General features: G+C 55.7%; 20 protein-coding genes. 6 read left to right on the plus strand and 14 right to left on the minus strand.

The features are described from left to right. Nucleotides 1–10: 10 nt before the first annotated feature. The 4 genes from VOI35_RS04740 to VOI35_RS04755 all read right to left on the minus strand — a co-directional run bounded on the left by VOI35_RS04740 (nt 11) and on the right by VOI35_RS04755 (nt 3899). Nucleotides 11–1366 carry an efflux RND transporter periplasmic adaptor subunit gene (locus tag VOI35_RS04740; protein WP_407276737.1) on the minus strand — a complete coding sequence of 452 codons (1356 nt, stop codon included), beginning with the start codon at nt 1364–1366 and terminating at the stop codon, nt 11–13. 20 nt (nt 1367–1386) lie between these two features. Then, the gene (locus VOI35_RS04745; RefSeq protein WP_407276738.1) at nt 1387–2910 is read right to left on the minus strand and encodes a TolC family protein; all 1524 of its coding nucleotides are present in this window, start codon (nt 2908–2910) and stop codon (nt 1387–1389) included. A 160-nt stretch (nt 2911–3070) separates the two neighbouring features. Further along, nucleotides 3071–3448 carry a hypothetical protein gene (locus VOI35_RS04750; protein ID WP_407276739.1) on the minus strand — a complete coding sequence of 126 codons (378 nt, stop codon included), beginning with the start codon at nt 3446–3448 and terminating at the stop codon, nt 3071–3073. A gap of 76 nt (nt 3449–3524) precedes the next feature. After that, a complete protein-coding gene (locus VOI35_RS04755) occupies nt 3525–3899 on the minus strand; it encodes a hypothetical protein (RefSeq protein ID WP_407276740.1) in 375 nt (124 codons plus the stop codon). Nucleotides 3900–4079: 180 nt separating this feature from the next. On the opposite strand from VOI35_RS04755, the gene VOI35_RS04760 reads away from it, so the two are divergent. Beyond that, nucleotides 4080–4541, plus strand: a complete 462-nt coding sequence (locus VOI35_RS04760; RefSeq protein ID WP_407276741.1) for a type II toxin-antitoxin system RatA family toxin — start codon at nt 4080–4082, stop codon at nt 4539–4541. After that, the gene (locus VOI35_RS04765; RefSeq protein ID WP_407276742.1) at nt 4538–4843 is read left to right on the plus strand and encodes an RnfH family protein; all 306 of its coding nucleotides are present in this window, start codon (nt 4538–4540) and stop codon (nt 4841–4843) included. Before VOI35_RS04760 ends, VOI35_RS04765 begins: the two co-directional genes overlap by 4 nt. Nucleotides 4844–5212: 369 nt before the next feature. Here VOI35_RS04765 and VOI35_RS04770 read toward each other — a convergent pair whose 3' ends face one another. Beyond that, nucleotides 5213–5434: a putative motility protein gene (locus tag VOI35_RS04770; RefSeq protein WP_407276743.1), complete on the minus strand. Its 222-nt coding sequence runs from the start codon at nt 5432–5434 to the stop codon at nt 5213–5215. 15 nt (nt 5435–5449) lie between these two features. After that, nucleotides 5450–6346 carry a cation diffusion facilitator family transporter gene (locus tag VOI35_RS04775; protein ID WP_407276744.1) on the minus strand — a complete coding sequence of 299 codons (897 nt, stop codon included), beginning with the start codon at nt 6344–6346 and terminating at the stop codon, nt 5450–5452. A gap of 308 nt (nt 6347–6654) precedes the next feature. Here VOI35_RS04775 and VOI35_RS04780 point away from each other — a divergent pair, with 308 nt between their 5' ends. After that, a complete protein-coding gene (locus tag VOI35_RS04780; protein ID WP_407276745.1) occupies nt 6655–8811 on the plus strand; it encodes a methyl-accepting chemotaxis protein in 2157 nt (718 codons plus the stop codon). A gap of 11 nt (nt 8812–8822) precedes the next feature. Here VOI35_RS04780 and prmA read toward each other — a convergent pair whose 3' ends face one another. From prmA to glgB, 8 genes are all read right to left on the minus strand, one after another. Further along, nucleotides 8823–9725, minus strand: coding sequence for a 50S ribosomal protein L11 methyltransferase (gene prmA, locus VOI35_RS04785; protein WP_407276746.1), 903 nt, complete (start codon nt 9723–9725; stop codon nt 8823–8825). Then, on the minus strand, nt 9722–11068 hold the full coding sequence (gene accC / locus VOI35_RS04790) for an acetyl-CoA carboxylase biotin carboxylase subunit (protein WP_407276747.1): 1347 nt from the start codon (nt 11066–11068) through the stop codon (nt 9722–9724). The genes prmA and accC overlap by 4 nt, the downstream gene beginning before the upstream one ends. A gap of 14 nt (nt 11069–11082) precedes the next feature. Next, entirely contained in the window at nt 11083–11541 is a 459-nt protein-coding gene (gene accB, locus VOI35_RS04795; protein ID WP_407276748.1) for an acetyl-CoA carboxylase biotin carboxyl carrier protein, read from the minus strand. Nucleotides 11542–11559: 18 nt separating this feature from the next. After that, on the minus strand, nt 11560–12042 hold the full coding sequence (gene aroQ / locus VOI35_RS04800) for a type II 3-dehydroquinate dehydratase (RefSeq protein ID WP_407276749.1): 483 nt from the start codon (nt 12040–12042) through the stop codon (nt 11560–11562). 158 nt (nt 12043–12200) lie between these two features. Then, entirely contained in the window at nt 12201–12578 is a 378-nt protein-coding gene (locus tag VOI35_RS04805; protein ID WP_407276750.1) for a PilZ domain-containing protein, read from the minus strand. A 6-nt stretch (nt 12579–12584) separates the two neighbouring features. Then, nucleotides 12585–14699 carry a DUF1631 family protein gene (locus VOI35_RS04810; protein ID WP_407276751.1) on the minus strand — a complete coding sequence of 705 codons (2115 nt, stop codon included), beginning with the start codon at nt 14697–14699 and terminating at the stop codon, nt 12585–12587. Further along, complete coding sequence (gene glgA / locus VOI35_RS04815) at nt 14677–16143, minus strand: glycogen synthase GlgA (protein WP_407276752.1); 1467 nt, start codon at nt 16141–16143, stop codon at nt 14677–14679. The genes VOI35_RS04810 and glgA overlap by 23 nt, the downstream gene beginning before the upstream one ends. Before the next feature lie 21 nt (nt 16144–16164). Further along, nucleotides 16165–18354: a 1,4-alpha-glucan branching protein GlgB gene (glgB, locus tag VOI35_RS04820; protein WP_407276753.1), complete on the minus strand. Its 2190-nt coding sequence runs from the start codon at nt 18352–18354 to the stop codon at nt 16165–16167. Nucleotides 18355–18601: 247 nt separating this feature from the next. On the opposite strand from glgB, the gene glgC reads away from it, so the two are divergent. The 3 genes from glgC to malQ are packed head-to-tail and all read left to right on the plus strand — an operon-like array spanning nt 18602 to nt 23074. Then, a complete protein-coding gene (glgC, locus tag VOI35_RS04825; protein ID WP_407276795.1) occupies nt 18602–19870 on the plus strand; it encodes a glucose-1-phosphate adenylyltransferase in 1269 nt (422 codons plus the stop codon). Between the two features lie 52 nt (nt 19871–19922). Next, a complete protein-coding gene (locus tag VOI35_RS04830; RefSeq protein WP_407276754.1) occupies nt 19923–21626 on the plus strand; it encodes a glycoside hydrolase in 1704 nt (567 codons plus the stop codon). Next, nucleotides 21623–23074, plus strand: coding sequence for a 4-alpha-glucanotransferase (gene malQ / locus VOI35_RS04835; protein WP_407276755.1), 1452 nt, complete (start codon nt 21623–21625; stop codon nt 23072–23074). The genes VOI35_RS04830 and malQ overlap by 4 nt, the downstream gene beginning before the upstream one ends. The last annotated feature ends 1 nt before the right edge of the window (nt 23075 follow it).

Genomic DNA, 23075 nt, shown 5'->3' on the forward strand with positions numbered 1-23075 from the left:
GGTGCTGGCGTCACGGATGCCCAACCGGGGGATGCGCGCCTTCCGGGGTTCGCGCCTCGCCCGTCGGCCGGGGTTCGGCGGGTTCCGGGCGGGCGATTTCAATGGCGCTGCCCGGTGCAATCCGGCTCGGCAGGGGATAAATCACCTGGGCATCTGCCGGTAGTGCATCCGCCGGTAACACGGCGTGCATTCCTTCGGTGCGCAGGGGTTTGACGGGCACCATCTCCGCCTTGCCCTGTTTGGCGACCAGCACATAATCCCCTTGGTCACTCAGTTGAACAGCGGCTGCGGGAATGAGTTGAGCGTTGCTGATTTGCCCCAAGGTGAGTTGCGCGGTGACAAACTGCCCCGGCCAAAGTGTGCCCTGAAGATTATCAATCGTCCCTTGCAGGCGAATGGTGCCGGTGGTGGTGCTGATGCTGTTATCGACAAAACTGAGCACGCCCTGGCTGATCTGCCGGATGGCGTGCTCATCGAGAATGGTAATCGCTGGCGCTTTTTCCTGCGCCGAACCCGGCTGTTGTTGACCGAAGCCCGGCCATTCCTGCCGCAAGGGTTCGAGCACCGCCTGCGGCAGACTGAAATTGACTAACAGCACCCGGTTGGAGACCAGCGTCGTCAGCGCGGTATTGTTGGCGACGACGAGGTTCCCCGGTTGCAGGGTGATTTCCCCCAGTCGGCCATCGATCGGGGCGCGAATCACCGTGTAGCCCAGGTTGATCCGCGCGGTTTCGATGGCCGCATCATCCTGCGCCAGCTGTGCCTGCGCCGCATTGGCGGTAGCGACGGCCTGATCGAACGATTGGCGCGTGACATATTCCTTTTTCACCAAAGGGGTAAGCTGTTTGACCTGTTGTTCGGCATAGCGCAGCTGCGCGGCATCGCCCACCCGTTTGGCTTCAGCAGAGCGCAGCGCCGTGCGAAAGGGCTGATCGTCCAGCGTAAACAGCAGCGTGCCTTTCGTGACTTGTTGCCCGGAGCGCACATGCACGGATTCGATGGTGCCGCTGACTTGCGGGGTGAGCGTGACGGCATTCGGGCTGGCGAGTGTGCCGGCGGCAGTCATGGTGATGGGTACCGTGGCGATTTCTGGCGTCACGACGCTGACTTTGAGCGGGCCGCCCATCATCGACGCAAAGCGGTTGCCTTGGTTATGCCCATGCCCCGGTTTTTCCGCCCCTTTTTCTGGCGATTTCCCCGGCGACTTTTCCTGCGGGTGCGTGGCTCCGGAGGGCTGAGATGCATCGCTGGTCGGATGGGAATTGCCACAAGCAGTCAACATCAGCGCCGCTGCCGCGCTGAGCAGTAAGCCCGCAGTTCGGCCGAGGGGGTGTTTGAATAAAGGAATCGGTGTCAGACGCATCATGGCAAAGCTCATGTCAAGGCTCAGGGCAACGGGGCGGAGGGTGGGGGCAGGAGGGGCATGGTCGAAGCGGCATCAACCGGCGGCTGAACCGGGTCAGGCAGTGCCGTTTGGTGGTGATCGGTTGAGTCCAGCGTGCCAATGGCAGCGCCCAGCTTCGCCAGCGCGCTGTAGGCATTCAACGCATTTTGCGCGAGGGTGACCTCGGCGCTGGCCTGGGTGTTCTGTGCGGTCAATAAATCCTGAATCGTGGCGTAGCCAACCTGATACTGCGCCTGCACGGCCTTGAGCGCCTCGGTGGCATTTTCGACCTGGGCGCGGGCGCCGGGAATCCCCGCGACAGCGCCTTGAAAGCTGTAGTACGCCTGCCAGACCGCCAGCGTGGTGGCTTGGTAGGTCACATCGCGGGTGGCGAGGGCGTTGGCCAGCTTGGCTTGAGCGGCAAGCGTTTGATACTGATTGGCAAAGCCGGTGAAAATAGGCACCGACAACGACAACCCAATGCTGTTGGTTTGTGCCTGCCCTTGTCCTTGCTGATAGCGCAATCCCTGATTGGCTGAGAGAGAAATCGTCGGCCAATTCGCGCGTTCGGCCTGTTCAACCCCCGCATGAGCCGCTGCGACATTGGCATCAGCGGCTTGCAAGGCGGGATTACGAACCACGGCGTCCCGGAGCAACTGCTGCACATTCTGCTGCAAGCTGGGCAAGGCCACGGCATCGAGTGGCGCCAGATTGATGACCGTATCCACCGGCCAGCCCACGGCCTGAGCCAGTGTACCGAGGTTCTGGATCCGGGTTTGCCGAGCCGTTGCCAGCGTGCTTTCCGCTTGCGCCAAGGCCGCCTTGGCTTGGTATAGATCGCTCACCGTCGCCTGGCCGGAACGGTATCTCGCCTGCGCGGCATCCAGCGCGCGTTGGGCGTTCGCGACGGATTGTTCGTTGACCTTGATCAGTACCCGATCGGCCAACGATTGGTAGTACGCCACGGCTACATTTTGCAGTACCGTTTGAACCGTTTGATTCTGGTTGAAGCGGGCTACGGCGGTATTGGCCTTGGCCGAAGCGAGCGCGGCGTCCCGTTGGCCAAAATCCCAGAGTAGCCACGACAGGCTCAGATTCGGGGATAACACCCGCTGCTGCGGAATGCTGAATCCGGTTGAGGTGGTGCTTTGCGATTGGGTGGCATTCACGCTGGCAGAAAGCCTAGGCAACCAGGCGGCTTCGGCACTGCCCACGGCGGCACTCGCGGCCTGCACATTCGCCCAGCCCGCAGCGGTTTGCGGATTGTTTTGCAGAGCCAGTGCCGAGAGTTCTGCCAGGGAATAATCGTGATCGGCCTTGGCACGGGTTGTCAGGGTGGGTGCTGGAATCGGTCGCAGCGGGGTGGATTGTACGACCTTGCTGTTCGTCGCCATATCGCCGGGCATGACACGGAATGGGTCAGAGAAATCACGAGCGGCCGCCGGCGCACTCATAATCAAGAGCACGGCCATCCAGCCCAGCGGTCGCGGTTTGGGCGGTTTACCCTGTTCAGCGGCTTTTTTCAAAAGGAGCCTCTCGATTTTCGGGAGATCAATCAAAACGAAAGAGCCGAATAGTTTTCGGCTCCGTGGACGGCGACTCTGATCGATGCGTACGGCGTTCGAAGCGCGGCATCAACCGGAGAAGTGTAGCAGCCCGCCGTCTCGGGTATGAGCGCTGGCCGAATCAATCGCGATCCCAATGGCGACGATCGTGATCGTCGTCATCCCAGTGGCGATGATGATGGCGATGCCGTGGGGCTTGCCAGTAGCCGGGCTGCCAAATCCAGCCGGCATGGCGTGCCCAGACCCAGCGCCCCGGCACCCAATCGCCGCGCCCGTAAACCTCGGGCGGGGCATACCGTGGCGGCTGATACATCGGCGGCGGGGGCGGGTAACCGGGTCCGACCATCACGCCGGGCATCCCGAGATATAACGAGAAACGGCCATCTGCCCGGGCATCTGGCAAGGTGGCCAGTGTGGCGAACAGCATCAAAACACCAAAAAAACTGACCACAGTCGCGCGATACCGGATCAGGATGGCTGCGCGAATCGAAGTGTGCATGATGTTTCCTCCCAGTAGTTTTTTAGGGAAATGCTCAGTCAATTAGCATGATCTCGGGGCTTAGTGCTGCGCGGGCTTAACGCCAGCGTCCATCGTGCCAATACCAATGTCCGTGGCGCTCATCCCAATGTCCGGGCGCCCAATCCGCGCGCGGGTGCGGTGGGCGTCCCCAGTAGCCTTCACGCCACACCCAGCGGTCGTGCCAGACCCAGCGCCCCGGTAGCCAAACCGCGCCGAAGAAGGGGGCGACCCCTACCACTTCGACCCGAGGTGGGGGCGGAGCCATCGGCGCGACGACGGCGCCGCTGACCACTGTGCCGCTTTCGTAGGTATAGCTTGAAGCCGGATACACCGCGCAGGCACTCAAGCTGAGGCCGCTCAGGATCAAGGCACCGATCAGCACTCGGCGCCCAGTGGATGGCGTGTTTGCGATGCGGCGTGTGTTCATCATTTCCCCCTGCTGGTTTTGCTTTGATTGCAGCCTAAGAAAATCAGCACCCAAAAAATAGCAGTATTTGGTAAATGACTTGTAACGGCGGGCAGCGGCCCGTTTGATTTCGTTCATTGTTACACTTAGCCGAGAATTTCCTCCCCCGGCACGGTCATCGGGTTCGGGGCTTATGGGGTCAGCATGTCGCAAGAGATCAGTCGTCACCTCCGCGTTCCCTACACGGCCGGGCAAATGTACGCCCTAGTAAACGATGTGGCCGCCTATCCAAAATTTCTGCCCTGGTGTGATTCGGCACGGGTGCTGCGCGAAATCCCGGAGGAAATGGACGCCCGCATCGGGATGAAACTCGGCGCTTTCCACAAATCCTTTGCCACGCGTAATCGGAACGAGCCAGGCAAAAAAATTGAGGTCAGCTTACTCGATGGCCCATTCAAATCGCTGCAGGGTGCCTGGTCGTTTCATGATCTGCCCGACGGCGGCTCCATCATCCGGCTCAACATGCAGTTTGAATTTTCGACTCGGCTGGTGGAACTGGCAATTGGCCCGATATTCCGTGAGATCGTCCGCAACCTTATTCAAGCCTTTGAACAGCGCGCACAAGCAGTGTATGGCACGGCGCCAGTCCATGGAGAGAACGCATGAATCCTCCTGATTCAGCGGCGATGATTCCGGTTGAAGTGGCCTATGCCCGCCCAGACCGACAGGTAATTCTGACCGTTTCCGTCCCCGCAGATGCCACGGCACAACAAGCGATTGAACGCAGTGGAATACTGGCTCAATTTCCAGAAATTGATCTCAGCAAAAACAAAATCGGAATTTTTTCGCGCCTCGTGCCACTAACACAGTCGCTGCAGGCACAAGATCGGATAGAAATTTATCGGGCATTGATTGCCGATCCCAAGGCCGCACGCCGTGAACGAGCAGCGCGCGCCGAGGACGAATGAGCTCGGAATGGGTTCAGGTTGTTAGCCTAGATACCTCAACACGGCAACGACATCAGGGCACATCGAAAAACCTACTGCGCGAACGGATCGCGGCGTCGTTTCCTCCCTCGCCCCGCGCCTATCTACTTAATATGTCTAGTTGATATGTCTAGGGGATTCGCTGCGGGACTCCTTGCACTCTGTCCGCTCGTGACGGTTTTTCGAGGTGCCCATCAGTCATTGATTCGCTGAGTCCGTCGCGGGCGTGAAGAAGAGCCATGCGTACGCCCAACCGCGACAGGGCTTGCCGAATAAATCCAAGGCCGGATTTATTCAGAATTTCCCTTGGGGGAGAGCCATTTCTCGGTGGCGTGGAATTCAAGCCACGCGTTAAGCGGATAGATTGACTACGCTGCCCAGGGTGTCGCTAGGATTATTACTGCCGCCTAAGGGGGTGGTCTGAGCGACGCTGTTAATCAGCGGTAATACGCTTTGCGCCTGCGCTTCCATGGATTTTTTCAGCATGGCGATTTGTGCTGCCTGCTGCACTTGAGATTGCGTGGTCGCGGCAGAAAGCTGGGTAATGCTGCTGATGGTTGAATCCATACTCATAAAAATGCCTCCTGATTAGATCAATTGCGCACAGCCACGGGGGAGTGCGCTGATTGGTTCTTCATGCAGAAGTATATCGGCCGTGGGAAAACTTTCTTGAATTTTCTCGATGACTTCATCACCGATACGATGGGCTTCGTGCAGCGGCGTGGCATCAGAGAGATAGAGGTAGAGCTGGATGGTGGGTGTCCGCCCGGACATCCGTGTGCGGATATGACCGACGGCTTGCACCTCGGGTTGTGCGTGCGCGATTTGCCGAATTTTTTCTTCAGTGCCATCAAGTAATTCTCGATCCATCAGCTGATCAAGCGCTGTTCTTCCGACACGCCAGGCACCGAATAAAATAAACCCACCGACGGCTGCACCGAATAGGGGATCGACCCAATGCGCCCCTTGTTGTGTGAACCATAAGGCAGCAATCGTGGCGGCATTGACGATGAAGTCGGATCCGTAGTGAGCGGCATCGGCCTTGATGGCGGGTGAGTTTGTGCGGGCGATGACATATCGTTGGAATATCAAGAGCCCCGCCGTGGCGATCATCGAAACCAGCATGACCAGAATGCCGAAATCCGCCGTTTCCATGGGTTGCGGATTCATCAAACGCTGGGCAGCCTGAATAAACAAGAAAACGCCAGACCCGGCAATAAAGGTGGCCTGTGCGAGCGCAGCCAGGGGCTCGGCTTTACCGTGACCGAATCGATGATCTTCATCGGGGGGTTGTAACGCAATACGCACGGCAAACAGGGTCACCAAAGAAGCGAATAAATCCATGGTGGAGTCGATCAGCGACGCCATCATGCTGATCGCGTTCGTGCTGAGCGTGGCGCCAAGTTTCATTAAGATCAACAAGATGGCCACGGCAACGGATGCAGTGGTTACCCGGCGGAGGAGTGTGGCTTCTTTTGAGGACATGTGGTTTAGGTTTGGCTAAAAAACTGCTGTGTAACTTGTTGATTTAATTGTAACAGATTATTTATAAGCGATGATGTTTCGTGCGTCACTACGCCGACAGAGATTGAACGGCCGATGGTCTATCAACAGACCCAGTCAGATGCATTTATTTGGTGCATTTGTAGGTATTTTGGTGCGTGCGTAGGGGCTTTCTTGGATTCGCCCGTGCTGGGGCTCAAGCAATTCATTAGGTTGTGTCTTTTTTGAGGTTGGATTACTTCTTGCTAGTTGCTTCAAATGAATATGTCGTGGACGCTGAGGTGATTAATATGGCTATGTTAAAAAGCGCAGAGATGACATTGAGTCGTTCGGAGCGGCATTGGTTGCCTTGGTTTGGTGGGAATGGCTCGTTACGTTTGGGCTGGTCCTGTTATGTGAATCGCGCGTTCTATCCGGTCGTTGAGCAAACCTTTGAAGGGATTGCAGCAACGCGGGTTCATCTGTTGCAGCAATGGGCAAAGTCCCACTGGGCGCATTTCTCGAACATGGCAGATGAGTGCGCTGCGCTCTGGGGGGCGATTGATACGCCTTACTTGCGTGAGCGCGCCGCGACGGTGCCAGATGTTTCTGAGCTGTTCGTGGTGGATGCGCTGGGCACCGTGTTGCAATCGACCTCTGCTCTGCGGATTGGTAAGTCCGACTTGTCTTCGCGCGCATTGGCGAACGGGTTGAAGATGCCATTTTTGCACGGACCTTATTTGGATGAGGCGACGGTTGCCATTGGCCCATCAACCTCCCGATTTCATGATGCGGTGACCCTGATGTTTTATCAGCCCATTCGTGTGGGCGGTGTGTCGGTGGGTTGTGTTTGCGCCCGAGTGCCCAATGATGTCTTGGGCGATTTGATTCAGCGGGAGGCTGGCCACATTTATCCTGATTCGGGGGACAACTATCTGTTTATGGTCGCTTCGCGATTCGATAGTTCGATCACCCAAGGGACGGCGCTTTCTCGTTCTCGATTTGAAGACGACACCTTCAGTTTGGGCGAAAACCTGAAAAGCGGAGTTCACACCCGTTGGGGTACTGTGCAGGTGCGGGCTCATACGGAATTGGAGTTGCGCTTTGTCGATCCGGCGACCGGTCAGCTGCATCCGGGCGTGCGTGAAACGATTCGTCACGGACAAAACCTGTTTGTCACTTACCCCGGCTATTCCGATTATCGGCACATCCCGGTCATTGGAAAGGGCGTGACTTTCCAAATGCCCGGCTCGCAGGATACCTGGGGCATGATGTGCGAGGCGGATTTGGCTGAGGTGTATCGCCGCCGACCCATCAGTTATCGCCTGATGCAATTGTTTATGCTGGTGACGGGCGGTGGCATTCTGGCCGGCGTGGGCTTAAGCCAGATGCTTGCGATGTTTTTACCCGGCGCCGGTGAGGTTTTTCAGTGGCTGATCTGGTTATTGGTGGGTGTGATCGGCGTAGTCACATTTTACCGCCTGGGTCCGGCACGGATTTCCTGCCGTATGAACCAAATGACGGCCGTTATCCGCACGATAGCCGAAGGGGGTGGGAATTTGCGACAGCGACTGGATTCCCAGCAGATCGTCGATGATGAAACTGGTGACATGGGGCGGTGGATCAATAGTTTTATCGATAACCTGGATGGCATTGTCGGTCAGGTGATTGCGGCAGCTGGCGAGGTCGAACAGACCAACCGGCATATGTTCGAGCGAAACAATACGGTGCTTTCCACTTCGCGCGCGGTGTCTGAGGCGGCGGGTCAAATGTTGCAATTGATCGAGCAACAGTTGACGGAAATTCATCAATCTTCGCAGACGGCTGAGCAAATGAAGCGCGCGATGGAGCAAGTCGTTGCCGATGCCCGCTTGCAATATCAAGCGGTAAGCACGGGAACTCAGGCGATTCGAAATGTGGTGGAGAGATCCGCGCAAACCGTACAGGCACTGGATGCTCGGATGGATGAAATCGGCCAGATTGTTCAGGTGATTTCAGAAATTGCGGATCAAACCAATCTGCTGGCTTTGAATGCGGCGATTGAGGCCGCGCGAGCCGGAGATCATGGCCGAGGATTTGCCGTGGTTGCTTCAGAGGTGAGAAACCTGGCTTCTCGCACTGTGCAGGCAACGGATCATATTCGGCAGATGATCGAGAGTTTGCAGGATGAAACGCAAAACGCAGTGCGCTTCATGGAGCATGGCGTGGGGGGGGTCGATCAAAGTCTGAAGCTAGCCGAAGCCGCGACATCGGAAAATACCGGGCTGCACGATATTGTCCAGCAAATGTTCGATAGCATTCAGCGGATTGAAGCGGGCAGCCATCAATATAACGCGACCATTCGGGATGTCAGCCTCATTACCGGCACCATGAATGACTCAATCAGCGGGATGCAGGTCAGCGCAGATCGGGTGCGTCACACCGCAAGCAAGTTGAATCAATTGGTCGGGCAGTTTCAGGTGAGTTGATCCGGTGCTGCTCAGTCCGCCCGGTGGCCGTCGATTCGTGCCCAATCGCCTTGTGTAATGATCTGATCCACTTGCAGACCTTGGGCATGCCACTGGGCGGCAACGGCATCTGCCTGATCACGCAAGATGCCGGATAAGGCGAATTGTCCGCCGGGCGCCAGATGGGGCGCCAGCGCTGGGGCGAGGGTAATCAAGGGCTGCGCAAGAATATTGGCGATTAACACATCAAAACGCTGTGCTGAAGGGAGGTCTTCGGGCAGACCGAGCCAGAATTGTTCCACGGGAATGGCATTCAGGGCGGCGTTGTCCCGGCTGGCCTTGAGCGCCTGGGGATCGATATCGGTGCCGGACGCCATGGCCGCGCCCAGCTTGAGGGCGGCAATCGCCAAAATGCCCGAACCACAGCCGACATCGAGCACCGTTTTGCCTTGCAGATCCAGACTGTCCAGCCATTCCAGGCAGAGTGCCGTGGTGTCGTGCTGCCCGGTTCCGAAGGCGAGCCCCGGATCGAGCATCAGATGTCGTCCTTCGTAGCCACTCGGATCAACCCAGGGGGGAAGCACCCATAAGTTCTTGCCATAACGCGCCGGCGGGAAATCCGCCTGGGTTTGGTGTACCCAGTCGATATCTGCCAGATATTCGTGATCGAACTCTCCAAGCAAGGCGGGGCGCAGCGTACGATGCAGGACGGTCATGAGATCCGCCGGGCTCAAATCTCCGGGGAATAGCCCGCTGACCCGAACCCGCTGCCATAAAGGGGTTTGTCCTGGCGCGGGTTCGAAAATTGGCTCATCGTCGATTTCCTCGAGGCTGACAGACAGCGCGCCCGCTGCCAGCAGTGCGTCCTCACAGGATTCGACATCTGCTTGGGGCACGGCGAGGCTCAGTTTTTGCCAGGCGGGCTGAGTTGTCATCCGGTTAGCCCGAGTTTGTGGTGCAGGTAGTGAATGTCCGTACCGCCCGCGATGAAGGCAGTGTCACGCATCAGTTCCCGGTGAAGCGGAATATTGGTTTTGATGCCATCGATCATCATTTCATCCAAGGCGCCGGCCATCCGTCGGATGGCGAGATCGCGCGATTCGGCGTGCGTGATGAGCTTGCCGATCATAGAGTCGTAATGGGGCGGAACGCTATATCCGTTATAAATGTGAGAATCGATGCGCACACCCAGACCGCCGGGCATATGCAGGTTGGTGATTTTCCCCGGACTCGGAATGAAGGTTGCGGGATCTTCGGCATTGATGCGGCATTCAATGGCATGACCATTGAGTTGGATTTGTTCTTGAGTAAATTCGAGCGGCAGCCCTGCGGCAATCCGTAGTTGCTGTTTGACGAGGTCGATGCCGGTGATCATCTCGGTAATGGTGTGTTCCACCTGCAGCCGGGTGTTCATTTCGATGAAATAGAACTGGCCGTTTTCATACAGAAACTCGAAGGTACCTGCGCCGCGGTAGCCCATTTGCCGGCAAGCCTCGACGCAGACCGCGCCAATTTTTGCGCGCTGTTCGGCCGTGACACCCGGGGCGGGTGCCTCTTCAATGATTTTTTGATGCCGCCGCTGCATTGAGCAGTCTCGCTCTCCCAGATATAAGGCATTGCCGTGGGTGTCGCACAGGACTTGTACTTCGATGTGCCGAGGGTGCTCCAGGAATTTCTCCATGTAGACTTCGGGATTGTTGAAAGCCGCCTGTGCTTCACTGCGGGTCATGTCGATGGCGTGTAGTAGCGCGGCTTCTGTATGCACGACGCGCATGCCGCGCCCGCCGCCGCCGCCCGCCGCCTTGATAATGACCGGATAGCCAATCTCTCGCCCTAGACGAAGATTTTCTTCGGGGTCTTCTCCCAGCGCGCCCTCGGAACCCGGTACGCAAGGAACCTTGGCCTGACGCATGGTGGCCTTGGCGGTGACTTTGTCGCCCATCAGACGAATGTTGTCGGCGGTAGGGCCGATAAAAATGAACCCCGATTGCTCCACCCGTTCCGCAAAATCGGCATTTTCGGACAAAAAACCATAGCCAGGGTGAATGGCCATGGCATCGGTGACTTCGGCGGCCGCAATCAACGCCGGAATGTTCAGATAGCTTTCATGCGACTTGGGGCCGCCGATGCAAACGGATTCATCGGCCAATCGCACATGCTTTAAATCCCGATCCGCGGTAGAGTGAACCGCCACGGTCTGGATGCCCAGTTCCCGACAGGCGCGCAGAATGCGTAAGGCAATTTCGCCACGATTGGCAATCAGGACTTTATTCAGCATGGGGTTCTCCGCGCTTATTCGATGATGAACAGCGGTTGGTCGAATTCTACCGGCTGGCCATTTTCGATCAGAATCGCGGTGATGGTGCCACTGAGATCCGATTCAATCTGGTTGAACATTTTCATGGCTTCGATGACGCAGAGCGTATCCCCGGCCTTGACGACACTGCCCACCTCAACGAAGGGGCGCGCAGTGGGGGAGGCGGCACGATAAAAAGTGCCCACCATGGGGGATTTGACGGCCTTGCCTTCTGGCACGCTGGCCGGGGCGGGAGGTGCTGCCGCCGGGGCTGCGGCCGGCACTAGGGCAGCGGGCGCTGGCATGGCCTGAGGGGAATAATGTAGCGTGGTCGGTGCGGCATAGGGAAGATTGCGGGCAATCCGCACAGATTCTTCCCCTTCGCGAATTTCGATTTCAGCGACGCCGGATTCTTCGAGCAATTCGATGAGTTTTTTGATTTTGCGAATATCCATTGAGCATGGCTCCGGGGGTTAGTCTTGAAAAGGGGCGCGGGTGGGCAGCAAGGGTAAAGGGCGAAGACCGAGGTGCTGCATGAGCGCGAACAACGCGAGTTCATAACCGAATGCGCCTGCACCGACAATTGATGCGATGGCGATATCGGAAAAATATGAGTGTTGGCGGAATGGTTCCCGGGCATGAATGTTGCTGATGTGAATTTCCACGAAAGGAATGGCGCTGGCCAGCAGGGCGTCGCGCACGGCGATGCTGGTATGGGTCCAGGCTGCGGGATTGATCACGATTCCGTCTACGGCTTCGTCGGCGGCACGATGAATGCGCTCAATCAGTTCAAATTCCGCGTTGGTTTGAAGATGCTCGAGTGTGCTTCCCGCAATCTGGCAGTGCTGCGTCAAGCGGTCAACGATGTCTGCCAGGGTGGTATGGCCATAACGCTCGGGTTCGCGGCTGCCCAGTCGGTTGAGATTCGGGCCATTCAACAGCAAAAGCTTCGCCATGCACTGAGGTTCCGTGGTCGCTGCCAGTCAAAAAAATCGGTCGCCATTGTGCCGCCATCTGTTCGTTCTGTCCATGCGATTTGGGGGCGAACGGCGTTGATTCGTTGCTAACTGTGGTCGTCTTGTCGCGATTTTCGCTTTGATTCTGCACGAATCCATCAAGCAATGAATAACGCCCGCCAGTCAGCATAATCCCGGTTATTGCGATCAAAACAGAGCTCGATTCCAGCCTGTAGCGGATAATTGGCCAGCGACTTCGCCGCGCTGGTTGTGCTGATCTGACCGCACCAGGTGACGACACCGTCGAGCGAGAATAAATTCTCATCGCCCACAATGTAGACAGAAAGTTGGACGGGCGTACCGGCCGGGAGGCATTGTTCGAGCCCCAGATTGATTCCATTGGCACTGACATCGAGGATTTGCGCGTTCTGGATACTTATTTGCTCCCCTTGTGTGCGAAGAATGACCTTGCCACAGACGGGTACGCGCAAAAAATCACGCCGCTCATTGATTTCAGTCGTTCTGGCGTTATCCATGGTGGGTTACCTCGCGTGTTCTGCGGCCAATGTTTCTGCGAGCTGCGCCAGCGCTTTGCTGAAGGCGGCATTGTCAAACACCGGATGACTGCGGCCTTGCACGAGATCGTCAAAAAACTGCACCAAGGGAAGTACGAGCGCGATTTCGCCATTTCGGTTGGAAAAATTGATGGTGCCCAACTCGGTATTGATTTGATTCGCCTTGAGCCGACGAAGTGCAGCGCCTTCTGCCGTGAAAATTTGCAGCCATTCACCATTCAAAACAAATCGCTGCATGAACAGCTTGATTCGCTGATCCTGCATCATGCCGAGCGTGAAACGCGCAGGCTCTTCTTGCTTGATCGGAGCGACTGCCGGTTCTGACTGAGTGCTTGCCTCAATTGGCTTGGCCGCCGGTTCAATGGGCTTTTGTTCGAGGAGGGTGATGGTGGCGTCGGGTTCTGCAGGGCTGGACTGGGATGGCGCTGGGCTGAGAGGTTCCCCTCTGGTTTGCGGTTCGGGCGCAACGAATTGGGGCGCTTGCGGTGTTTGCGCAATTTGTTGATCTCTGAGCTCGTTGATATGCGCAATCAGTTGTGTGGTGATATTGCCGAATAGATCCGGAGAAACCTCATCGGCGTGAAAAAACGGATGATCAATCAGTTCATGGATATGACCAATCGTTGCCAGGAGTCTTTTGGCGGAGACCGTTTGGGTATCGAGGGTGGCCAACTCTTGCAGCAAGTTGAAACCCTGAGCCCACTCGCTGCACTGGCGCCCATGAGACATCAGCATATGCACCAGGAACGGAGCGAGCATTTGCTCGATGAATTGCTGGGTAATCGGATGCAGCGTGCGGCCTTTGATTTCAAGCCGAACCATATCGGCGACTCTTTGCTGGCTGCGGGCGATCAAGATTTTTGGCGCAGTGGATGGGCTCTGTTCCGAGACGGGGGTGCCATGAAATTCCCCTTGATCCATCGCGGTAACGGCTTGAAGCAAGGAGGAAAAGTCAATGGGCGGATGTTTGGCTTGAGTGGACAGAAACTCATCAATCAACGGTGGGATTTTTTGCAGCGTGCTGGCATTCTGAGCGGGGTCTGATCCAATCAGAGCCAATTTGTTGAGCACGACACGCGCGGGGTGCTTTGCCAGACTGAAAAAGCCATCATCACTCAGCGCCGTATATAAAACCGCCAGCTGTAATTGGGTAATCGGGTTTTTTATAACGGGGTTGATGAGCCGATCATTCATAATTCCGGATAATATGGTTCCGGTCAGCATGACAGCTTCTGTGTCTTTTGGTGCGAGTTCCGCCGGATGAGATTTTTGAGTAAGACGCTTGATTAAATTTTCATAGAATTGTTGTGTATTCCAGACGGCCTTTTTAGGAAGAATCAATTCTCCCCCAGCCATCATGTCTAATAGCTTTTGCAGTAAGTCTCCCTTGGGAACCAGTTGTGCCTGCAATAGTACTTCGCTGAGATTGGCTTCAGAGAGCGCCATTTCGTCGAGTAGATCATCTAGTGCGCTGGTCGCCTCTTTTCTTGCGCTTTTTATTTCAGGCAGTGCGCCATTTTGAATGAGCAAATCATTCATTAAAATATACATGGGTTCTAGTTTATTGAGGAATTGATGCCCAAGTGCCAGAACGAGATTCTCTTGAATTGCTGCGTCAAATATATGAATTTGAGTGAGATAGGCGGCAACAATTCCAGGCAGGGTGTATAAATGATCGGGAATGATATCCGGGTGATTTTTGTTAAGAAATTTTATTCTGGATTCGTACTGCGCCAGCTCAATCCCAAATTTGGCGCGGGCATGACTGATCATGTCCTCAATCTGGATGGCTAGCGTCCGGTTCTTATATAATTTATACCAATCTTTTGGCGGGGTTTCATTGGGCTCGGTGGTTTGTGTAATAAATGCGCGCTCGAATTGCTCACTCGTGCGCTTTAGATGGTGAATTTGGTCGAGTATTTGATTTTTTTGAGCCAGGTCATTCGAGTGCTCCGCCCGGATGAAGAGTTTTTTCTCAGTTTCGGCCAATAGGAGTTTGAGAGCGCTGCATAGGGCCGCGCGTGCAAGATCATCCAGGTTGGATTTAATTTGAGCAGGATTAATTTTCATTCTGTTGATCATCGCCGTGATCCTGAAGGGTATCTAGATAAATTGCGTGATACGCTCTGGCGCTCGCCATCCAGTCAAAATCTTGTGACATGCCTTGTGCTTGAATACGGCGGAATACGGTCTCATTGGCGTAGAGCGACTGGAAGTATCGAATCGCCCAGACAATGGCTGCGCTGTCGAGATGATCAATGACAATGCCCGTGGCCGTGCCGTCGGCGATATGCGCCTCATCGGCATGAACGACGGTGTCAGCAAGCCCGCCGACTCGATGAACAATCGGGCAGGTGCCATAACGCAGGCTATACAGTTGATTCAGGCCGCAGGGTTCGAAGCGGCTCGGCATCAGGAATGCGTCGGCACCGGCTTCGAGTTGATGCGCCAACGCCTCATCGTAACCAATGCGTACGGAAACCTGCTGTGGGCGCTGAGCCGCGAGTTGCCGAAGTGCCTGCTCGAAACGGTGCTCCCCGCTGCCAAGCACGACGAATTGTACCGGCTCGTTCGGGAGTTGTTCGATCGCTTGAATCAGTAAATCAATGCCTTTCTGTTCGACTAACCGGCCAATGTGTACCAGGAGCGGCGTTCGCGGTTCGATCGGCAAGCCCATCTGCTGTTGCAAAAGTTCTTTGATTTCGTATTTATTCAGCAGGTCATTTTGATTGAAGTGGAAGGGCAAATAGTGGTCGGTTTGTGGATCCCAATCGGCGCCGATTCCATTCAAAATACCTTTGAGTTTATTCGCATGATGTTGTAAGAGGCCGTCGAGGCCGTAACCGAATTTCGGGGTTTGGATTTCTTTGGCATAGGTCGGGCTGACCGTGGTGATATAGTCTGAGAATATAATCCCGCCTTTCATGAACGACATATTGCCCCAGTATTCCAAGGCGTCAGGTCGCCATAACGACCAAGGCAGCCCGAGCCGTTCGAATGTGGCTCGGTCATAAACACCCTGATAGGCTAGGTTATGAATGGTGAATACATTCTTGATGGATTGGGTTTCACTCAATAAGGCCGGAATAAGACCCGTTTGCCAGTCATTGCTATGAATGATGTCAGGTCGCCAGTGGTCGGCATCATCCCGCATGGCAAAATCCACGACAGCGCGACAAAATAAGGCAAACCGATCCGGGTTGTCGTGCCACGGGTTACCGTCCGGTCCCATATAAGGGTTCCCTTGTCGAGCAGAAAATACCGGATGATCGACGAGATAAATGGGTAAGCGGCTGTCTTTGAGCAAGCCAGAGCGAATCGTGAGCGGCTGCCCAAGAATCACGGGTTGCCACACCTTGCCGTCTGGCTCAAACCATTCCATTCGCGTGGCGGCATAGTGAGGCAGGATGACCCGAATATCCGCGCCAAGGGCTTGCAAAGCGAGGGGAAGCGCGCCGGATACATCAGCCAAACCGCCTGTTTTGATCAGCGGAAACATTTCACTCGTGGCAAACAGAATTTTCATGCGGTGATTCCTTCGAGCTTGTCAGCGGATTTTTAACACAATCGCCGACAAAGGGGGCAGCGTCATACGCAGATGATCTGGATAGCCATTATAGGAGTCGTTGGGGAACTGTCGGAGTGCCAGATCAATATTGCTGCCGCCAAATAGCGCGGCATCCGTGTCGAGCAAAACGCGGGCTTCAGCGCCTGCGGGCAGCCCAATACGGTAGTCGGGGCGAACCACGGGCGTAAAATTGATAATGACCAGCGTGGTTTCATGATCACTATGGCGGAAGAAACTAATGACAGAATGCAGACGGTCGTTACAGTCATTCCAGCTAAATCCTCGTCCGTCAAAATCATGAATATGCAATGATTTTTCCGAGCGATACAGTTGATTCAGCGCATGGATGAGGGCATGAATTCCTTGATGCAGCGGATAGTCCAACATCCACCAGTCTAGGCTGTTATCAAAACGCCATTCGTTGCCTTGGCCGAATTCATTCCCCATAAACAATAATTTTTTTCCAGGGTAGGTGAACTGGTACGCTAATAAAATTCTCAGATTAGCGAATCGCTGCCATTCATCTCCCGGCATTTTGTTTAATAACGAGCCTTTGCCATGCACCACTTCATCATGCGAAAACGGAAGGATGAAATTTTCACTAAAAGAATATAACAAGCCAAAAGTAAGATTGTTATGGTGATATTGTCGGTGAATCGGGTCTTCCTGGAAATAACGCAGGGTGTCATTCATCCAGCCCATATTCCATTTCATGGTAAATCCCAGCCCACCAACCTCTGGGGGACGGGAAACCAGGGGCCAAGCGGTTGATTCTTCTGCCATGATCATGGCACCAGGAATGTGTGTGTGTGCGGTGTGGTTGAGTTGGCGTAAAAATTCGATGGCTTCGATATTTTCACGCCCCCCATAGGCATTGGGCAGCCAATCGCCCGCTTCACGGGAATAATCGAGATACAGCATTGAGGCAACCGCATCGACCCGCAGACCGTCAATATGCATGACTTCCAGCCAGAACAATGCCGAGCCGATCAGAAAGTTTCTAACCTCATTGCGCCCATAATTGAAAATGAGGGTGCCCCAGTCTCGGTGCTCACCCCGCCGAGGATCTTCGTGCTCATACAGTGCAGTGCCATCGAACCGAGCCAGTGCAAATTCATCGCGTGGAAAATGAGCCGGTACCCAATCGAGAATGACGCCGATGCCCGCCTGATGCGCCTTGTCTACGAAATACCGAAAATCATCCGGGCTGCCAAACCGAGCGGTCGGTGCGTAATAGCCCGTGGTTTGGTAACCCCAGGAGCCATCAAACGGATGTTCGGTAATGGGTAATAGCTCGATATGCGTAAAACCTTGTCTCTGAACATAGGGGATGAGCTGTTCGGCCAATTCACGATAATTCAGAAATTCCCGGTTATTTTGTCGCCACGAACCCAGATGTACCTCGTAGATGCTCATGGGGGCGTGGCGCCAATCGTGATGTTGGCGCGCCGTAAGCCAAGTATGATCCCCCCAGCAGTAACTTGATCGAGGTTCGACTTTCGCGGCCGTATTCGGTCGAAGTTCAAAGGCTTGGCCGAGGGGGTCGGTGCGGACGGACACGGTGTCAGAGTGGCGATTTTTTAACTCAAATTTGTACAAGTCTCCGGCAGCAAGGCCGGGGATGAAAAGCTCCCATACCCCGCTGTGCCCGCGAACGCGCATCGGATGACGGCGACCATCCCAGTTATTGAAATCTCCAATCACACTGACGCGGCTCGCATTGGGCGCCCATACGGCAAAGCGCACACCATCGGCCCCGTCCATAGAGTGGATATGGGCACCGAGCATTTCCCAGAGGCGGTAATGGGTTCCTTCTCCAAAAAGATGTAAATCGAGCTCGCCCAGGAAGGGCTCAAAGGTGTAGGGATCGACCACGGTATACGGCATGGCCTGCGGATCAGACGGCGTGATGCGTAGCGAGGGGTGAGGCGGAATGTTGTCGCGCGGTAACAAGTCGCTGAACACCCCGCCCCCCAGCGCAGGCAGAACTTGCCATCGATGATCTGTCAGTTGCAGCTCAACCTGCCGTGCATGGGGCTGGAAAACACTGTAGCGCGCCTGACCGGCCTCGTCGTGATGGCAGCCGAGCAGGCTGAACGGATCGTGTGAACGGGCGTCGATGAGGGGGGAGAAACTAATCGGGGGCATTGAGTTCAGATTCCTTAGCATTCGAGCCGAATGAAACGCGTCCGCCAGAGAGAGCGAGTTAAGACCGGTGCGGTTTTAACGCCTCGATGGAGCATCTCATCATCATGCAGCATGGGGGCATCTCGTGCCATCAAATTTTTAGTTGAAAGAAATTTTAGATTGGCGCTTGACGGTAACAATCGGCCAGTAGGATTATGCACTAAGGCGCGCCAATCCGGTTGGTCGGATTATTTTTCAAGCCTATGTTCATTAAAGGGAAATTGATATGTTGATTGAAAGCCCGAAACGATTAGTCAGCCGCATCACCCGCGATACACTGGCGCTGGTGCTGGCCGGGGGGCGCGGTTCGCGCCTGAAGCAGCTAACGGACTGGCGCGCCAAACCGGCGGTGCCCTTTGGAGGCAAGTTCCGGATTATTGATTTTCCTTTATCCAACTGTGTAAATTCGGGGATCCGTCGAATCGCTGTGCTGACTCAATATAAGGCGCATTCCTTAATCAAGCATGTTCAACAGGGCTGGGGAGCCAATAAACTGGCACGGGATGAGTTTGTCGAGCTATTGCCAGCCCAGCAACGCATTAATGAAAAGGCTTGGTATAGCGGCACCGCCGATGCGGTGTATCAAAACATTGATATCTTGCGAACCCATGATGCGGAATACACGCTTATTCTGGCGGGTGATCATATTTACAAAATGGATTATGGTCCGATGCTGGCCTACCATGTGGAAAAGAATGCCGATTTAACGATTGGGTGCATCGAAGTTCCCGTGGCGGATGCCTCTGCTTTTGGCGTCATGGAAATTGATAAAGGTGGCCGTATTCAAAACTTTTGGGAAAAACCAGAAAATCCACCGGAAATGCCAGGTCAGCCGGGGATTTCTCTGGCATCCATGGGGATTTATGTTTTTAATACCCGGTTTCTGTTTGAGCAGTTGATTCACGATGCGGATGACCCGAAATCCGAGCATGATTTCGGAAAAAATATTATCCCCCGTGTGATCAAGAATTACCAGGTATTTGCTTATCCTTTTCGGGATGTCGCCTCCGGCGCACAGGCTTACTGGCGCGATGTTGGTACGATCGACTCCTATTGGGCGGCGAATCTTGAATTGATTGGAGTGACGCCGGATTTGAATCTATATGACACGGAATGGCCTATCTGGACCTATCAAGAACAGTTACCGCCAGCCAAATTCGTGTTTGATGATGACAATCGGCGCGGGATGGCGGTGGATGCGATGGTTTCCGGGGGGTGCATCATCAGTGGCGCAACGGTTCGGCATTCCTTGTTGTTTTCCAATGTGGTAGTTAACGCGCATGCCCGCGTGGAGCACGCCGTGGTGTTGCCAAATGTGGTGATCGGTCAAGGGGCGCAAATCCGCCGCGCGGTCATCGATAAAGGGTGCATCATTCCGGAAGGCATCCGCATTGGTTTTGACCGAGCGGAGGATGAGGCACGGTTTGAGGTCAGCCCGAATGGCATTGTCCTGGTGACCCCCGATATGCTGGGGCAGCGCTTGCACATGATCCGCTAAGGGGGCGTATTTTGGCTTCGGCGGCGTCGGTGTTATTGAGGAATCGACCAAGATGAACGCAAACAAACTGTCGGTGGTGCTGTGCTGGCACATGCACCAGCCCGAATATCGCGACCCGCGCACGGCGCAATATCAGCAGCCGTGGACCTATCTTCATGCCATCAAAGACTATGTGGATATGGCGGCGCATCTGGAGCGCTATCCCGCAGCCCGTGCAGTCGTAAATTTTGTGCCGATTCTTCTGGAGCAACTGGATGATTATGGCGCGCAGATCGGTGAGTTTGTCCAGCATCAGAATCCGGTTCTGTTGCGCGATGTGGTATTGCGCTCGCTGGTGGCTGCCGATTCGTTGACAGATCCAGATGAGCGGGTTCGTGTCGTGCGGGCGTTGACGCGGGCGAATGAAGATCGACTGGTTCGGCGGTTTGAGCCGTTCCAGGACTTGATCGATCTGGCTCGTGCGCAATTGACGAGTACCGAGCGCGGTGAGTATTTCAGTGACGCGTTCATCAGCGATTTATCGGTGTGGTACCACTTGGCATGGATGGGGGAAACGGTTCGGCGATCCGACCCACTGATTCAGTCGTTGATGACCCGTGCGGCGGGTTTTTCCGTGTCGGATCGCTTGGCTCTGCTGACGCGCATCGGGGAATTGATCCAAGGGATCTTCCCGCGTTACCGCGCCTTGGCCGAGGCAGGCCGGGTCGAGCTATCGATGACACCCTATGCCCATCCCATCATGCCGTTGCTTCTGGATGTTCGGGCCGGCACAGAAACCCTGCCCCATGATCCCCAGCCGCAGGGCGCAGAATACGCGCTCGGGGCTGAGCGGGTTCGCTGGCATTTGCAGCATGGCTTGGCTGTGTTCGAACGATATTTTGGTCGTCGTCCGGTGGGTTGCTGGCCATCGGAGGGTGCGATTTCCGAACCGACCATTCACGCCTTGTCTCAGGCCGGATTCACTTGGGCGGCCAGTGGCAATCAAGTGTTGAAAAATTCTCTGGCCAAACAGAACTCGGTGGATTCGGGGTGCGGTCACGCGGTTTGGCAGTTCGATCATCTGTCCCCGGCGTTATTTTTCCGGGATGACGGCTTATCCGATCTGATTGGGTTTGATTACCAAAAATGGCATGCCGATGACGCAGTGGGGGATTTTATCGGCCATTTGGAACGGATTGCGCAAAGTTGTAGTGGCAGTAACGCGGTGGTGCCGATCATTCTGGACGGGGAAAACGCCTGGGAGTTTTATCCCGACAACGGCTATTGGCTGCTCGATGCGCTCTACAAGCGCTTGAGTACGCATCCGCAGCTGGTATTGACCACATTCGCCGAGGTGGTCGAACGGGTTCCCGCGCGCCGGATATTGCCGCATTTGGTCGCGGGTAGTTGGGTGTATGGCAATCTCGCCACCTGGATCGGCAGCGATGCAAAAAACCGGGCGTGGGATTTATTGATGACGGCTCGTCTGGATTACGAACGCGCCGAGGCCGCCGGCACATGGGATGCATCGACGCAGGCACGCAATCGCCAGCAGCTCGCGATTTGTGAAGGTTCTGACTGGTTCTGGTGGTTTGGGGATTACAACCCCGGCGATGCCGTGCGCGATTTTGATGCGCTGTATCGCCTGCAATTGACCCGGCTGTACGAACTCATCGGCTTGCCGGTTCCGAGTGCCTTGAGTCAGCCGATCTGTTTGCCGCCCGAGACCACGGGCGATCAGGTGGAGGCCGGTGGGATCATGCGGCGGGGGCAATGAATCACTCTTTGCCGCAAACCCTGGAAATGCCTTGCACCCGCCGCCGCGCGGGGGTTTTGTTGCCGATATTCAGCCTACCATCCGGTCGCTTGGGTGCGGAGGCCGTCGATTTTCTGGAACACATGGCTGTCGCCGGTTTGAGTGTCTGGCAAGTGCTGCCCCTGGGGCCGACCTTATCGGATGGTTCCCCATATCAGTGCAGCTCGTCATTTGCGCTCAATCCCGCATTTCTGGATGAGGCCGGATTATTGGCCGATCCCGCGTTCGAAGCAGGATCGAGCCTTGCGGATCGTCGGTGCGGCGTGGGTGCCAATGAGGCGCTGCTCGAGGAGTTCGCCCGCTTTTCAGCACAGGCAGAATGGCTGGCGGGCTACAGCGAGTTCGTGGTGCTCAAACAGCAGCAAGGGCAGGCCGCTTGGTGGCAATGGCCGGTCGCCTGGCGTGATCGGCATCCTCAAGCCATGCAGGACTGGAAAACGCGGCATCAGGCCGAATTGTTCGCTGTGGCGTTTGAGCAATTTCTGCTCGATCGCCAATGGCGGGCACTCATGGCCGAAGCGCATGCCCGGGGTATTCTGCTCTACGGTGATTTGCCGATTTTCGTCGCGGGCGATTCAGCGGATGTCTGGCTCCATCGTGCGGAGTTTCAGTTGACGGCGGAAGGTTTGCCCGTCGCGGTAGCCGGGGTGCCGCCGGATTATTTTTCTGCCACGGGGCAGCGTTGGGGCAATCCGTTATTCGATTGGTCGGCGATGGCGCGCAATGAGTTTGCCTGGTGGCGAGCACGCATGCGGCGGCATCGGGAATTGTTTGATTGGGTGCGTATCGACCATTTTCGCGGCCTGGCAGCTTATTGGTCGATCCCGGCGGAATGCGCGACCGCGATCGAAGGGGCTTGGGTTCCCGCACCGGGTGCAGCGCTTTTGGCGGCGCTTCAGCGGGATGCCGGAGGCTGTCTGCCGGTCATTGCCGAGGATCTCGGGGTGATCACAGACGATGTCATTGCACTGCGTGACGCGTTCAATCTCCCGGGCATGCGGATTCTGCAGTTTGCGTTTGATAGTGATGAAAAAAATCCTTACCTGCCGCAGAACCATACCCAGGATTCGGTTGTGTATACCGGCACGCACGACAACAACACGACCCTCGGTTGGTGGCAGGGGCTGGATGCCACGCAGCAACAACGGGTTCGCGCGGCGTTGAACGACGACGAGGCCATGCCCTGGGCGCTGATCGACGCTGCCTTGAATTCGGTTGCTGGGCTCGCGATCATTCCGCTGGCCGACTTTCTGGCGCTGGATGAACGGGGACGCATCAACACGCCTGGCACCACCGTCGGCAACTGGCACTGGCGGTTTGATGCTGCTTCCCTGACGAAAGACTTGCTGCGCCACATCGCAGAGCGGGTCGCTGCCAGCGGGCGGAAGATAACAACGGATCGTGCATGAC

The organism is Halothiobacillus sp. DCM-1 (assembly GCF_045689735.1).
GTDB lineage: Bacteria > Pseudomonadota > Gammaproteobacteria > Halothiobacillales > Halothiobacillaceae > Halothiobacillus.

Coding starts and splice junctions, on each gene's coding strand:
- VOI35_RS04830 (WP_407276754.1), top strand. CDS start 19,923: ATGAACGCAAACAAACTGTCGGTGGTGCTGTGCTGGCACATGCACCAG.
- VOI35_RS04805 (WP_407276750.1), bottom strand. CDS start 12,578: ATGGATAACGCCAGAACGACTGAAATCAATGAGCGGCGTGATTTTTTG.
- prmA (WP_407276746.1), bottom strand. CDS start 9,725: ATGACAACTCAGCCCGCCTGGCAAAAACTGAGCCTCGCCGTGCCCCAA.
- VOI35_RS04760 (WP_407276741.1), top strand. CDS start 4,080: ATGTCGCAAGAGATCAGTCGTCACCTCCGCGTTCCCTACACGGCCGGG.
- VOI35_RS04770 (WP_407276743.1), bottom strand. CDS start 5,434: ATGAGTATGGATTCAACCATCAGCAGCATTACCCAGCTTTCTGCCGCG.
- VOI35_RS04750 (WP_407276739.1), bottom strand. CDS start 3,448: ATGCACACTTCGATTCGCGCAGCCATCCTGATCCGGTATCGCGCGACT.
- aroQ (WP_407276749.1), bottom strand. CDS start 12,042: ATGGCGAAGCTTTTGCTGTTGAATGGCCCGAATCTCAACCGACTGGGC.
- glgA (WP_407276752.1), bottom strand. CDS start 16,143: ATGAAAATTCTGTTTGCCACGAGTGAAATGTTTCCGCTGATCAAAACA.
- glgB (WP_407276753.1), bottom strand. CDS start 18,354: ATGCTAAGGAATCTGAACTCAATGCCCCCGATTAGTTTCTCCCCCCTC.
- VOI35_RS04755 (WP_407276740.1), bottom strand. CDS start 3,899: ATGATGAACACACGCCGCATCGCAAACACGCCATCCACTGGGCGCCGA.
- VOI35_RS04740 (WP_407276737.1), bottom strand. CDS start 1,366: ATGATGCGTCTGACACCGATTCCTTTATTCAAACACCCCCTCGGCCGA.
- VOI35_RS04765 (WP_407276742.1), top strand. CDS start 4,538: ATGAATCCTCCTGATTCAGCGGCGATGATTCCGGTTGAAGTGGCCTAT.
- VOI35_RS04780 (WP_407276745.1), top strand. CDS start 6,655: ATGGCTATGTTAAAAAGCGCAGAGATGACATTGAGTCGTTCGGAGCGG.
- VOI35_RS04810 (WP_407276751.1), bottom strand. CDS start 14,699: ATGATCAACAGAATGAAAATTAATCCTGCTCAAATTAAATCCAACCTG.
- accB (WP_407276748.1), bottom strand. CDS start 11,541: ATGGATATTCGCAAAATCAAAAAACTCATCGAATTGCTCGAAGAATCC.
- accC (WP_407276747.1), bottom strand. CDS start 11,068: ATGCTGAATAAAGTCCTGATTGCCAATCGTGGCGAAATTGCCTTACGC.
- malQ (WP_407276755.1), top strand. CDS start 21,623: ATGAATCACTCTTTGCCGCAAACCCTGGAAATGCCTTGCACCCGCCGC.
- VOI35_RS04775 (WP_407276744.1), bottom strand. CDS start 6,346: ATGTCCTCAAAAGAAGCCACACTCCTCCGCCGGGTAACCACTGCATCC.